Consider the following 12,239-nt stretch of genomic DNA (forward strand, 5'->3'; position numbering starts at 1 on the left):
GAACCGTCGCCCTCGAAGAAGGCGACCGGTAGGCAACGAGCATCACCTCAAAGCCCACCACTCAGCGGGGCTCTGTCGTTCGAGTCCCTTCGCCAGCTCTAAAATCGCCTGTGTGGCAAGCGATTTGGGCTCGACGGCTGCACTTCAGTCTGCTGTTCGAAAAAACAGATGGTTCGGTGCCCCAAGGACCACTGACCTGCGGGTTCTTCGTCTGGTGCGGTGCAGCTGCGTCTTGGACGTGCGAATCGCTGATGCACGTATGCTGCACGCACAACGGGGGCAGATGGTCGAGGCTGGTGTCGGTTCACTGGCACGGACTCTCAGTTGCTGTGATTGCGCAAGGATGGACTTGCTTCAGTGGGCGTGCTTTGCAGGTCGTGACGTGGACTGGAAGACATAGGCTGTTCACAGGTGCGGCACAGGTGGGCTGGAGTCCCCCGGTGGAGAGTGAGGCCATGACGATGTCACCTGGCGCGACGCCTGCCCAGCCTCTGACCCGGGTGGACGGGACACCGGTGCGCGTCTTGGTGGTGGATGATGAGCCCGTCCTGGCCGACCTGTTGCGGATGGCCCTGCGTTATGAGGGGTGGGAGGTGCATACTGCTGGCACCGGGTCTGCGGCGCTGCGGGAAGTTCGCGACTTCGGCCCTGACGTCGTTGTCCTGGACGTCATGCTTCCTGACCTGGATGGGATGGCCGTGCTGCGCCGGCTGCGCTCCCAGGGGGAGGACGTGCCTGTGCTCTTCCTCACCGCGAAGGACGCGGTAGAGGACCGGGTCGCGGGGCTCACGGCGGGTGGTGACGACTACGTCACCAAGCCGTTCAGCCTCGAGGAGGTGGTCGCCCGGCTGCGTGGTCTCGTGCGACGCACCCAGGCCGTGGTCGCCAGCGCCCCGGACCCACGGCTGGTCGTCGGTGATCTCGTCCTGGATGAGGACAGTCACGAGGTGTGGCGCGGTCTGGAGTCGATAGAGCTCACGGCGACCGAGTTCGAGCTGCTCCGCTTCCTCATGCGCAACCCCCGCCGGGTGCTCAGCAAGGCGCAGATTCTGGACCGGGTGTGGAACTACGACTTCGGCGGACAGGCCAACATCGTCGAGCTGTACATCTCCTACCTGCGCAAGAAGATTGACGCGGGCAGGGAGCCGATGATTCACACCCTGCGGGGCGCCGGGTACGTCCTCAAGCCGGTCACCGCGTGAGCGGAAGGCCCCCGCGGTCGGCGGCGTGGACCCTGAGGCGGCGTCTGCTGCTCGCGGTCCTGTCGCTCCTCGCGCTGGTGGTGACGGCGGTCGCCGTTCTCAGCATCGTGACGGTGCGTGGGGTTCTTATGGAGCGGGTGGACGCCCAGCTCGTCGCTGCAGCCCAGCGCGCCGGCGACGCCGCCGACCGTCCACCCGGCGGTGGGGAAGGACCCCCACCCGACGGTGGCCAGCCCGGGGAGGTACCTGACTTCCTGGAGATCCCCGGGCAGCCGGAGGACACGCTGGGGGCGCGCATCGTGGCGGGGGAGGTGGACCGTGCCGCGGTGCTCGACCAGGCGGGCACCGGTCAGCCCATCGACGCGGCGACCTCGGCGCCGCTGCTCACGGTCCCGGTGGACGGCAACCCGGTGACGGTCGACCTCGGCCCGGAGCTGCTCGACTACCGGGTGGTAGCGGTAGACACGGACTCAGGGGAGGTCATCGTCACGGGGCTGTCCTTATCCGGTGTGCACGACACCGTGGACCGGTTGGTCCTCACCATCGCTGCTGTCGCCGTGCTCGGCCTGCTCCTCGCGGGGGTCGCCGGCACCGTGGTGGTCCGAGGCGCCCTGCGCCCGCTGGACCGGGTCGCCGCGACGGCCGCCCGGGTCACCGAGCTGCCCTTGTCCACCGGCGAAGTCACCCTGCCGCACCGTGTGCCGGACCAGCACACCGACCCGCGCACCGAGGTGGGCCAGGTGGGTGCCGCGCTGAACCGACTGCTCGACCACGTCGCCGCGGCGCTCCAGGCGCGCGAGGCCAACGAGCGCCAGGTGCGCCAGTTCGTCGCCGACGCCAGCCACGAGCTGCGCACCCCGCTGGCGGCGATACGCGGGTATGCCGAGCTCACCCGCCGCGTCCCCGACCCGGTGCCGCCCGACGTGCAGCACGCACTGTCCAGGGTCGAGTCGGAGGCGGTGCGCATGTCGGGTCTGGTGGACGACCTGCTGCTGCTCGCCCGGCTGGACTCGGCGGCCGCGGGCGGCGACGGCCCCGGGCTCACCGGTACCGAGGAGGTCGACCTGTCCTCCTTGCTCCTGGACGCCGTCGGCGACGCCCGCGCCGCCGGACCGGACCACCGCTGGGAGCTCGACCTGCCGCCCGAGCCGGTCGTCGTGACCGGCGACCGTGGCCGTCTGCACCAGGTGCTGGCCAACCTGTTGTCGAACGCCCGCGTCCACACGCCCCCGGGCAGCACCGTCACGGCCACCCTGCGCCCTGTCCGCGAGGACGGCGTACGACTGGTGCGGCTCTCGGTCACCGACGACGGCCCGGGCATCCCCGCCGACCTGCTGCCGCACGTCTTCGAGCGTTTCCGGCGGGCCGACACCTCCCGTTCGCGGGTCTCCGGGAGCAGCGGGCTCGGTCTGGCCATCGTCGACGCGGTGGTCCGGGCCCACGGCGGCCAGGTCACGGCGACCTCGGCCCACGGCCACACCCAGCTCACCGTCCAGCTTCCGGCGGTCTCCTAGCGGGAACCCTGGGAAGAACCCCCGGGGAGCATCGAGCAGCCGTCCGCTCGCCTCCGACGAGCATGAGGGCCCCGAAGATGAGGGACCGAGAAGGGGCTCGACGGCGGGGATATCCGGCTCTTCGTCTTTGAGGGTGGGGTCATAGGTTCAGGCCGCCGCCGATGAGGAGCATGCGTAGGCGGTAGTTCTCGAAGTTGGTGAGGCCTCGGGCGATGCGTCGGTGGAGCTCGATGAGGCCGTTGATGGCCTCGGTGCCGCCGTTGGTGGCGCCGGTGTCGAAGTAGGCCAGGAATGCCTCCTTCCACTTGCGCAGGGTCCGGCCCAGGCGGGCGATCTCGTGGATCGGGCAGGAGGGGAACGAGTCGACGATGCGCTCGGCGATCTTGCGGCCCTCGGCCTTGTCGACCTGCTTGTACGCGGCGCGCAGCTGCTGGGCGCACTGCCAGGCCAGGTCGACCACCTCGTGCTCGGCGCGGGCGGCGAACGCCCGCTCGATCCGGGCGCGCTGCTTGTCGGTGAGGTTCTCAGCGCCGGCGCGCAGGATGGTCTGGATCCCGTACAGCGGGTCGCCTTTGCGGCCGCGGTGGCCGGTGGTGTCCTGTTGCACCCGCCGCCGCACCTCGTCCACGCACTTCGTGCCCAGGGCGACCACGTGGAAGGCGTCCAGGACCGCGGTCGCGTCGGCGAGCTCGTCGTCGATGGCGCTCTTGTACCCCTGGAACGGGTCGAGGGTGGCGACGTCGACGCCAGCGGTGAAGTCCTGCCCGCGCTGGGTGAGCCAGCCGGTGTACGGCCTCTTCGACCGGCCCGGGACCAGGTCCAGCAGACGTGCCCTGACCTGCCCGTTCTCATCGACGGTGAGGTCGACCATGCCGGTCAGTTCCTTCGGGCCTCGCCCGCCGTCCTCGGGGGCCTTGGTGGACACGTGGTGCCACACGTGCTCATCCACCCCGAGGGTGGACACCCCGGCGAAGCGGGACTCGTCAGCCGCCGCTGCCGTCAGGATCGGCTTGATCGCCGACCACACGGTGCGCCACCGAACGCCGAGCTGACGGGCCACGCCCTGCACCGAGGCGTGCTCGGAGCGGATCTGGGCGATCGCCCACCGCGCCGCCCGCGTGGTCAATAGCCCGCGCGAGCGCACCAGGTCAGGCACCTGCTCGGTGAACGTCCGCACCTCGCAGGCGTCCTCGCGGCACCGGTACCGGCGCGTGCGCCACAGCAGCACGACCGGGGTGTCGAAACAGGGCGCGTCGACCAACCGCACCACCCGCCGGCTGTGCGCCTCGGCCACCGTCCCGCACGTCGGGCACCCCGCCGGTTCCGCGGCTGACTCGATGGTCACGGTGAGCAGCTCGGGCTCCCGACGGACGTCGGTTACGTGCAGCCCGTCCAGCCCGACGAGCAGGTCGCAGTTGTGGCAGTACGCGCCGCCGGTGCCCAGGGCACGGCAGCACGACGTAGGCTGATTCACGTCGAGGTCCTTGGAGATCAGGAGAGGTAAGAGTCCTCTGATCATCGGGGACCTCGACCCCGGCCCGGCCTCACCCAGCGCGTCGGCGCGCCGCCCTCACCCCACCCTCAAAGACGAAGAGCCGGATATCCGAGGTCGCCTGCTTGCGGTAGGGCTGTGGTGTTCCATCGTGAGGACTGTTGCTGCGACAGTCTCAAGAAGCATGGGGCGGCTCCCGGCTAACCGCTATGGCGCGACCCCCAAGACGGAACGATGAGCTCGATCAACAACAGGTGCGCCGCAGCAGACCAATCACCCATGCGCGTCATGTGACTGGGCCGAGGGACGGTCACTCACATCGTTCGCCCTGCGCCCAGGTCGCGATACGACACAAGCGGGGCCGACCACCAGGTGGTGGTCGGCCCCGTCGTTCTCGGGTGGGTCAGCCGCGGGGGGCAGGCGCCATGCCGCCCCCAGGGCCGCCGGGCTGCACGGCCAGCTGGTCGGCGGAGGTGATGGTGGTGCCGTTCGCCGTGACCTGTGCGCCGTCCAGGGTGAGCTCGCCGTTCACGTCGACTGGGCTGTCGCCGCCGTTGGCGGCGCTAGTGATGGTGATGGTGCCGCCGGTCAGCTCAGCGGAGCCGTTGACGTCGAGCCCGTCGGTGCCGGCCGCGACCGTGATGGTCCCACCGGTCACCTGGAGCAGCGAGCCGTCGTCGGACTCGCTCCCTCCCTCGACCCCGTCGACGGCGGTGGCGTTGATGCCGTCGTCGGAGGCGGTGACGTCCACGCTGCCGCCGGTGATGAGGATCCAGGCGGACTCCATGCCCTCGACGGAGGAGCTGACCGTGACCTCGCCCGAGGAGACCTGCAGCGTTTGCTCGCCCTTGATGCCGTCGTCGCCGGCGGCGACGGTGAGCGTGGCGCCGTCCACGAGCACCCAGCCTCGGTCGGTGTCGGTGGTGTTGTCCGACTTGACGCCGTCGTCCCCGGCCGTGATGGTGATCGTGCCGCCGAGCAGGTCGACGTAGTCCTTCCCGCGCAGGCCGTCGTCGACGGCCTCCAGGGTGAGTTGTCCGGTGCCGGGGGTGACGAGGAGTCCGTCGCTGGAGCTGATGGCGTCGTTGGCGCGTCCTGTCACGGTCAGGGACCCGGACCCCGCGAGGGTGAGGTCGGAGGCCGACGCCAGGGCGGCGACCGGGGTGGAGTCGTCGGCGACCTCGTAGCCCTCGCCGTCGGTCAGCGTGTTGTCGGTGCCGTCCGCGAGCACCACGGTGACCTCGTCCGCGCTGACCACCGACAGGGCCGGGCCGGTGGTGCTGGTGATGTCGACGCCGTCCAGGACGAGGGTGACGGTCTCGTCGTCCGGGGCGGTCACGACGACCTGGCCGTCGCTGAGGTCCCCGGAGATCCGGTATACCCCACCCGCGCTGACGGTGATGACGTCGCGGTCCACCGCCACCCCGTCGGAGTCGGTGCTGCTCGCTCCGTCGGCGAGGGTGACTGCCCGTTCCTCGCTGGGGTCCCAAGTCAGGTCGTCCTCGTCCCAGTGTGTATCGAGGGCGCCGAGGCCGGTCGTCGTCCCCGAGGTGCCGCTGTCCTCCGAGGCCGCGGCGGCGTCCTCGGCTGCCGTCGCGCTGGCTGCGGATGTCGCGCTGGCCGTGGACGAGGTCTGGGTCGTGGTGGTGCTGGTCGAGCCGAGCGACTGTGCGGTGGCGCCGAGCCCGGTGCAGGCGGTGAGGGTCAGCGCGGCCAGGCCGGCGGTGCCGCTGGTGATGAGGCGAGAGAGGTTCATGGTGGTCTCCTTGGAGGTGGTCAGCCCGCGAGGGCGAGGGATGTGGTGCGGTGGAGGTCGGCACGCAGCCGTGCGGTGGTGCGGTGCCAGCGGTTGCCCGTGAGGGCGTGTGTGAGGGCCATCCCGGTGGCGTACTTGGACAGCCGGACCGGGCGGATCCCGGCCGCCCACAGGAGCCGGTCGGCGCGACCGGGGCGGGAGTCCGTCTTGGTCTCCACGACCACGAGGTCGTCGAGCCCGGTCCAGCGGTGGGCGGGCTCGGACTGGGGGAGTGTCCAGGACAGGCCGGTGTCCAGGGTGACCCGTGCACCGTCGACGGCGTCGAGCAGCGTGGTGCGCCGGTACGTGGTGACCAACGTGGGATGCAGCCCGGCCGTGGCGCTGGTGCCGACCGTGAGTCGCTCGGCGACGAAAGCGAGCTCTGCGGCGGTGAGCGCCGGTTCGCTGGTCACGGTGGCGCCGTCGCGCAGCAGTCGTTCCTTGACCGCGACGCCGCGCATCCCTCGCGTCTTGACCTCGAGGTAGGAGTCGCCGGTGTCGAGGTAGGTGCGGACCCGCACCTTGGACCTGCGGCGACGACCGGTCGCGGCGGCCCGGTAGCAGTCCAGGTCGGGGGTGTCCAGATAGGTCGAGCGGTAGCCGAACTCACGTCGGTCGCCGATCTGCAGCACCTGGACCGCATCCGCGTCCGTGTCGGCGAGGGTGCCGACGAGGTAGTCGACGAGCGAGGAGGGCACCAGGTACTTCCGGTCGGTGCGACTCATCAGCGCCGCCCGCTCGGTGAGCTCGGCCAGGGTGACCGGTCGCAGGGCGTTAACAGCGCTCATACCAGGACCTGCCCCTCGGTGCGCACCACGTGCCGGCGAGCGACCTGGTAGCGGACGTCCACGGTCGTGCTGTCGTTGACCAGGTCGGTCCGGACCACGGTCGCGGCCGTCACCTCTGCGCCCAGGAGCTGGGCGACGTGCTGGACCAGGAGCGACTCGTTGGGGAACGTCCGGTCGACGACCAGCACCTGTCGTCGGTGACCGGACAGGAACGCGGGGGAGTCCACCACCGCCATCGTGGTCACGATGAGGGCCATGAAGGTCAGCGCCAGCCAGGGGGCGGTCGTGCTCGCGAGGCCTCCCACGAGACCGAGCGCCAGGACGGCGAAGTAGTAGGCGATCTCGTGCTGGGCGAGCTCGTCCGACCGCAGCCGAATGATCGACAGCACCCCGAACAGCCCGAGACCGAGCCCCGCGGTGACCGAGGACCCCGCGAGCAAGGCCGCGACCGCGAGGACTCCGACGTTGATACCGAGGAAGGCGACCACGAGGTCGCGGCGACGGTGGCGGGGCCAGTAGATGCCGATGGCTAGGACGGTGGCCGCGACGACGTCGGCGGCATAGAGCATGAGGGTGCTCATCGAGGTCTCCTCCAGTGATGGGCCCGGGTCTGCCGGGCGGGTACCCATCACTCTGGGAGGCTCGCGTATGCCTGGACTGTGGCGTTCCTGTGGACAGGCTATGTCTGTCGTCGGCGCTCTCGAGATGTGCTTATGGGGTAGAACGGAACTGCCAGCCGTCACCTCTGCGGGGTCTCTGCTCGGCATCGACGGCGGGTGGCGCGCCAAGTGGCGAGGGTCTCGCGTGGCAGCCGACGCTCGGTCCCGGTCAAACACGGAGTTGGCCGCTCTCTCCGGAACCTAGTGGCCACGAAGAGCCCTGAGGCGACAGCCATGATGCACGTATGATGCACGAAAAGGTCTGAACCCATCATTTTCGGCTGTTAGTGCAGGTCAGGACGTTGAGGTCGGGAGTCTTGTAAATAGGTGGTTGAGGGTTCGAGTCCCTTCGCCAGCTCTGAGATCGCCTGTGCCAGGCGATTTGGGTTCTGCTGTCTCCGCTTCGGTCTGCTGTTCGGAAAACAGGTGGGTCCGGCAGCCGGGCATCTCTGACCTGCGATTTCGTGACCCAGTACAGTGCGGGGGTGCTTGCTCCATTTGAGTTACTGATGCACGTATGCTGCACGCGCGACGGGGCGGGGGCAGGGGCTTGAGACTGTGCAGTGGGGGACACCGCACAGTCTTTCAGCATCGCTCAGGTCGACATGCGGTTGTTACCGGTCCGTGCAGCGGTCCCCAACTTCCCGATATTCCTATTCTCGTTGCTCGGCCGTCCAGTTCAGCGTGTAGGCGCGCGCCCAGCGATTGGGGTAGTGATACGCCCGTCGAGGACCGTGACGAGGTCATCCAGGGTGTCGCGGTGCGCGAGGTCGTGGGTGACGAGCAGGGTGGCGGTGTCGCGTTCGCGGGTGAGGCGGGAGATGAGTTCCATGATCTTCGCTCCGCGTTCTTGATCCAGGGCGCTGGTCGGCTCATCGACGAGGAGGACTTCGGGTTCGTGGACGAGGCCGCGGGCGATCGCGACCCGTTGCCGTTCCCCGCCGGAGAGCTGGTGCGTGCGCTTGCCTGCGTGCTCGGTGAGGCCGACGGCGTCGAGGAGTTCGTCGGCACGGGCGTCGATCTTCGCTCGCTTGTTCCGGCTGGTGCCGCCGCCGAGCCTGGCCATGACCTGCAACTGCTCGCGCGCCGTGAGCGCGGGCAGCAGGTTGGACTGCTGGAACACGATGCCGATGCGCTCACGGCGCAGTTGCGTGGCCTCGTGCTTCGAGAGCTGGGCGGCGTCGGTCATGTCGCTGCTGTTGCCGATGAGAACTCCGCCAGAGTCGGGGCGAAGAAGGGTCGCGGCGACGGCGAGGATGCTGGACTTGCCCGACCCGGAGGGGCCGGTGATGCCGGTGACGGTGCCGTTGGTCCCGCGGAGGGTGACGTTGTCAACGGCGGTGATGCGGTTCTCCCCGTCGGGGAAGGTGAGGGTGACGTTCTGTAGTTGGATCATCGGTTGCTCCCAAGGGCGGTGAGGGGGTCGGCTTTGGTGACGGAGCGCAGCGCGAACGCGGCTCCTGCGAGGCCGAGGACCGCCATCACGACGGCTGGGGCGAGAGTGGTGATCGGGCTGATGATGAACGGGAGCGCCTGCCCCGCGAGGGTGCCGAGCCCGATCACGCCGGCGAGGCCGACACCGATCCCGGCGACCAGAACGATGGACGCCTGGCCGAGTGAGTCGCGCACGAGCGACCCGGTGGTCGCACCGAGGGCTTTGAGCACGGCCATGTCGCTGGCACGCTGCATCGTCCAGACCGTGAAGAACGCGCCTACGACGAGGGCGGAGATCCCGAACAGCATCGCGATCATCAGCCCGAGCGACCCGATCTCGGATCGGAACGCTTCCAGGGCGGTCAGGCTCGCCAGCGGTGTTTCGGCGACCGTGCCGGTTGCTGCACCTATGGTCTCCCATTCTGCGTTTCCGGTGACGGCGAGCACCGTCGCTTCGCCTGTGCCGCCGACGCGCTTACTTGCCTCGCTCCACGCCTCCGGGGTCAAGGCGATGACCGGGGTGTGGCTGTACCAAAGATCATCGCCGACGACGCTGACGGTGAAATCAGTGCCGGTGATCGAGATCGTGTCACCAGTCTCGACGCCGAGACCATCGGCGGCCCCGGAGGAGACACCGACCTGGTCGTCGTGAACCGGGGCGAGGTCGAACAGGGGGTTCGACTGGGTACCGGGGGCATGCTGTGGCAGCCCGTAGAGCGCAACCCCGGTCGGGTCGTCGATGCGGCTGGCCGAGGCCCGCGATTGGACGATCCCGATGGGTGTCACCGACTCGACCCCGTCCGCCTGTTCCCATGCTGTGACTTTTTTCTCGTCGAGGGAGGAGGTTGCGTAGCTAGGGTCGCCGTTCTCGGGCTGCTGCAGCACGAGCCGGTCCCCGGGCAACTGCAGCACGGAGGAGATGTTCTGTGCGGCCAGACCCCCGGTGAGGCCGGAGAGGAAGCCGACGAGCAGGGTGATCAGGGCGACGACGGCCCCGATGAGGAGAAACCGGCCGCGGGCGAACCGCAACTCTCTCCACGCGACGAACACGATGATGCCTTTCCGCTCGCGCACTCTGCCCGAGCTACCCTTCAACCCTCCTTCGCGCAGGCAGGGCCGGACATCGCCCAAACCACGGGATTCACGGTCAAACTTTCGGTTGATGGCCGGGCAACACCGCTCGCATAGGCTTGGAGCGTCATGTCGCATTCGACCCTCGCCCCGGTGTTCACCGGTCTCCGGTTCGGCCTGCACACCCTCCTGATCGGGCTCGCGGGCTTCACGGTGGTGCGCGCATACGTCGTCTCCTCGCCGGCTGCGACATGGACACTGGTCATGGGGATCGCGTTCGTCGCGGTGTATCTCGCCGGTGCATGGGCGGCGCGGACACAAGGCGAGTCAGGAGTCTCCCGGCGCGGTGACGCCGTCGGCTGGATCGCCGCGCTCACGCTGTTGTGGGCGGTGCTGATGTGGCTGAGCCCCGATGGGGCGTACCTCGTCTTCCCGCTGTTCTTCCTCTACCTCCACGTCCTGCCCGGACGTGGAGGGGTCGCGGCGATCGTGGTCACGACCGCGTTCGCGATCCTCGCCCTCGGCCTCCATCTCGGGTTCAGCGTCGGCGGGGTGATCGGCCCACTGGTGGGCGCCGGCGTCGCCCTACTGATCGGGCTCGCCTACCGTGCGCTTCGGCGTGAAGCCGAAGAGCGCGAACGGCTCGTTGCCGAGCTGATCCGCACTCGGCAGCAACTCGCCCAGACCGAACGCGAACAGGGCGCACTGGCGGAGCGCGCCCGGCTCGCTCGTGAAATTCATGACACCGTCGCCCAGGGCCTGTCCTCGATCCAGATGCTGTTGCGTGCCGCTGAACGCGACACCCCCGAACCCGGTGCCGGGTACGTGCGACTCGCCCGTGAGACCGCGGCCGACAGCCTCGCGGACACGAGGCAGATCATCCGCGAGCTCACCCCGACCCGCCTCGGCGACGGACTGGCCCCCGCCCTGCACCGCCTCGGTCAGGAACAGTCCGACCGCGCGTCCATCCCAGTCGAGGTGAGTGCCGAGGAACTCGACCTGCCGATGGGAACCCAGATCGCGCTGCTGCGCATCTTTCAGGGCGCGCTTTCGAACACGATCCGCCACGCGAATGCCACCCGGATCACCGCCGAACTCACCCGAGACAACGCCACGGTATCTCTGGTGGTACGCGATGACGGCCGCGGCTTCGAGGTGTCCTCCGCGGTCGCCGACTCGCACGAGGCTGACTCCTTCGGGTTGCACGCCATGCGTGAGCGCCTCGAACAACTCGACGGCACCCTCACCATCGCCTCGGCCCCTCAACAGGGCACCACGGTCACCGCGCGACTGCCGCTTCTCACCGGAAGCGAGGCGGCATCGTGATCCGGATCGTGCTTGCCGATGACCACCCCGTCGTCCGCACGGGCTTGCGGGCGATGCTCTCAGGCGACCCCGACCTCGACGTGATCGGGGAAGCGGCAACCCCTGACGATGTCGTCGCCCTCGCGAGCGATCTGGTACCGGACGTGGTGCTCATGGACTTGCAGTTCGGCACCGACCAGACCGGAGCCGACGCGACCCGCCGCATCCGCGCACTCAACCATCCGCCTGCCGTGCTGGTGCTCACGAACTACGACACCGACAGCGACATCCTCGGCGCCGTTGAAGCCGGAGCCAGCGGCTACCTCCTCAAAGACGCCCCACTCGAGGAGCTCCTCGCTGCAATCCGCGCCGCAGCCGCAGGCGAGACCGCCCTCGCCCCCGCGATCGCGGGACGACTGCTCGCCCGGATGCGTTCCCCGCAACCCAACCTCAGCGCCCGTGAGACCGAAGTGCTGCGACTCGTCGCAGACGGCGCGACGAACAACGACATCGCGGCACGACTGCATATCAGCGACGCGACCGTGAAATCACACCTCGTGCACATCTACACCAAGCTCGGCGTCTCCTCCCGCACCGCCGCCGTCGCTTCTGCACGCGACTCCGGCCTACTGCGGTGAAGGCAGGGACTGTCCGCTGAATGGTGTTTCTGGCCTGACACGCCGGCACGGCTGGCGGGGAAGGTCATGCGATGACCGAGAAGATCACGAGCGTGAGCTCGATGCCCAAGAAGGTGAAGAAGACGGCCTCGCGCAGCGAGGCCGAGCAGGCCGCGGTCCGGGAGCTGGTCAAGGCCGCCCGGGCCCGCGGTGAGGACCTGACCGGCCCGGACGGGCTGCTCAAGTCGATCACCGCGATTGTCCTAAAGACCGCGCTGGAAGAGGTGAACCGCCCCGGGTTTGGTGGAGGGTCTTGATCTCTACGGGAGAGTGGAGTCATGCCTGCACCGAGGAAGTACAGC

10 protein-coding genes and 1 pseudogene are annotated in these 12,239 nt (G+C 69.0%); 5 read left to right on the top strand and 6 right to left on the bottom strand.

Annotated features, from left to right (window positions below):
• Positions 1 to 461: 461 nt before the first annotated feature.
• Together Q0967_RS17085 and Q0967_RS17090 are read left to right on the top strand one after the other, a co-directional pair.
• Positions 462 to 1,202 (top strand): response regulator transcription factor, encoded by a 741-nt coding sequence (locus Q0967_RS17085; RefSeq protein WP_299451265.1) that lies wholly within the window; start codon positions 462 to 464, stop codon positions 1,200 to 1,202.
• A complete protein-coding gene (locus Q0967_RS17090; protein ID WP_299451248.1) occupies positions 1,199 to 2,716 on the top strand; it encodes a cell wall metabolism sensor histidine kinase WalK in 1,518 nt (505 codons plus the stop codon). The genes Q0967_RS17085 and Q0967_RS17090 overlap by 4 nt, the downstream gene beginning before the upstream one ends.
• Before the next feature lie 139 nt (positions 2,717 to 2,855).
• Here the strand turns inward: Q0967_RS17090 and Q0967_RS17095 are convergent, their stop codons facing one another.
• The 6 genes from Q0967_RS17095 to Q0967_RS17120 all read right to left on the bottom strand — a co-directional run bounded on the left by Q0967_RS17095 (position 2,856) and on the right by Q0967_RS17120 (position 9,934).
• Positions 2,856 to 4,103 (bottom strand): ISL3 family transposase, encoded by a 1,248-nt coding sequence (locus Q0967_RS17095; protein ID WP_299451266.1) that lies wholly within the window; start codon positions 4,101 to 4,103, stop codon positions 2,856 to 2,858.
• 508 nt (positions 4,104 to 4,611) lie between these two features.
• Positions 4,612 to 5,964, bottom strand: a complete 1,353-nt coding sequence (locus Q0967_RS17100; RefSeq protein WP_299451250.1) for a carbohydrate-binding domain-containing protein — start codon at positions 5,962 to 5,964, stop codon at positions 4,612 to 4,614.
• A gap of 20 nt (positions 5,965 to 5,984) precedes the next feature.
• Positions 5,985 to 6,791, bottom strand: a complete 807-nt coding sequence (locus tag Q0967_RS17105) for a polyphosphate polymerase domain-containing protein (RefSeq protein ID WP_299451253.1) — start codon at positions 6,789 to 6,791, stop codon at positions 5,985 to 5,987.
• On the bottom strand, positions 6,788 to 7,372 hold the full coding sequence (locus tag Q0967_RS17110; RefSeq protein ID WP_299451256.1) for a DUF4956 domain-containing protein: 585 nt from the start codon (positions 7,370 to 7,372) through the stop codon (positions 6,788 to 6,790). Before Q0967_RS17110 ends, Q0967_RS17105 begins: the two co-directional genes overlap by 4 nt.
• A gap of 757 nt (positions 7,373 to 8,129) precedes the next feature.
• On the bottom strand, positions 8,130 to 8,846 hold the full coding sequence (locus Q0967_RS17115) for an ABC transporter ATP-binding protein (RefSeq protein WP_298753160.1): 717 nt from the start codon (positions 8,844 to 8,846) through the stop codon (positions 8,130 to 8,132).
• Positions 8,843 to 9,934 carry an ABC transporter permease gene (locus tag Q0967_RS17120; protein WP_299451259.1) on the bottom strand — a complete coding sequence of 364 codons (1,092 nt, stop codon included), beginning with the start codon at positions 9,932 to 9,934 and terminating at the stop codon, positions 8,843 to 8,845. The genes Q0967_RS17115 and Q0967_RS17120 overlap by 4 nt, the downstream gene beginning before the upstream one ends.
• A 150-nt stretch (positions 9,935 to 10,084) precedes the next feature.
• On the opposite strand from Q0967_RS17120, the gene Q0967_RS17125 reads away from it, so the two are divergent.
• From Q0967_RS17125 to Q0967_RS17135, 3 genes and pseudogenes are all read left to right on the top strand, one after another.
• Complete coding sequence (locus Q0967_RS17125; protein WP_299451261.1) at positions 10,085 to 11,281, top strand: sensor histidine kinase; 1,197 nt, start codon at positions 10,085 to 10,087, stop codon at positions 11,279 to 11,281.
• The gene (locus Q0967_RS17130) at positions 11,278 to 11,898 is read left to right on the top strand and encodes a response regulator transcription factor (protein WP_299451263.1); all 621 of its coding nucleotides are present in this window, start codon (positions 11,278 to 11,280) and stop codon (positions 11,896 to 11,898) included. Before Q0967_RS17125 ends, Q0967_RS17130 begins: the two co-directional genes overlap by 4 nt.
• 101 nt (positions 11,899 to 11,999) lie before the next feature.
• A pseudogene (locus Q0967_RS17135) lies at positions 12,000 to 12,161 on the top strand (IS256 family transposase); the annotation flags it as partial.
• Positions 12,162 to 12,239 lie beyond the last annotated feature (78 nt).

The sequence above is a fragment of the uncultured Serinicoccus sp. genome, from assembly GCF_947500995.1.
Taxonomy (GTDB): domain Bacteria; phylum Actinomycetota; class Actinomycetes; order Actinomycetales; family Dermatophilaceae; genus Ornithinicoccus.

What these genes read in the sequence shown, in the direction of transcription:
- Q0967_RS17100 (WP_299451250.1), bottom strand. Translation starts at nt 5,964, where the DNA reads ATGAACCTCTCTCGCCTCATCACCAGCGGCACCGCCGGCCTGGCCGCG.
- Q0967_RS17105 (WP_299451253.1), bottom strand. Translation starts at nt 6,791, where the DNA reads ATGAGCGCTGTTAACGCCCTGCGACCGGTCACCCTGGCCGAGCTCACC.
- Q0967_RS17115 (WP_298753160.1), bottom strand. Translation starts at nt 8,846, where the DNA reads ATGATCCAACTACAGAACGTCACCCTCACCTTCCCCGACGGGGAGAAC.
- Q0967_RS17125 (WP_299451261.1), top strand. Translation starts at nt 10,085, where the DNA reads ATGTCGCATTCGACCCTCGCCCCGGTGTTCACCGGTCTCCGGTTCGGC.
- Q0967_RS17085 (WP_299451265.1), top strand. Translation starts at nt 462, where the DNA reads ATGTCACCTGGCGCGACGCCTGCCCAGCCTCTGACCCGGGTGGACGGG.
- Q0967_RS17110 (WP_299451256.1), bottom strand. Translation starts at nt 7,372, where the DNA reads ATGAGCACCCTCATGCTCTATGCCGCCGACGTCGTCGCGGCCACCGTC.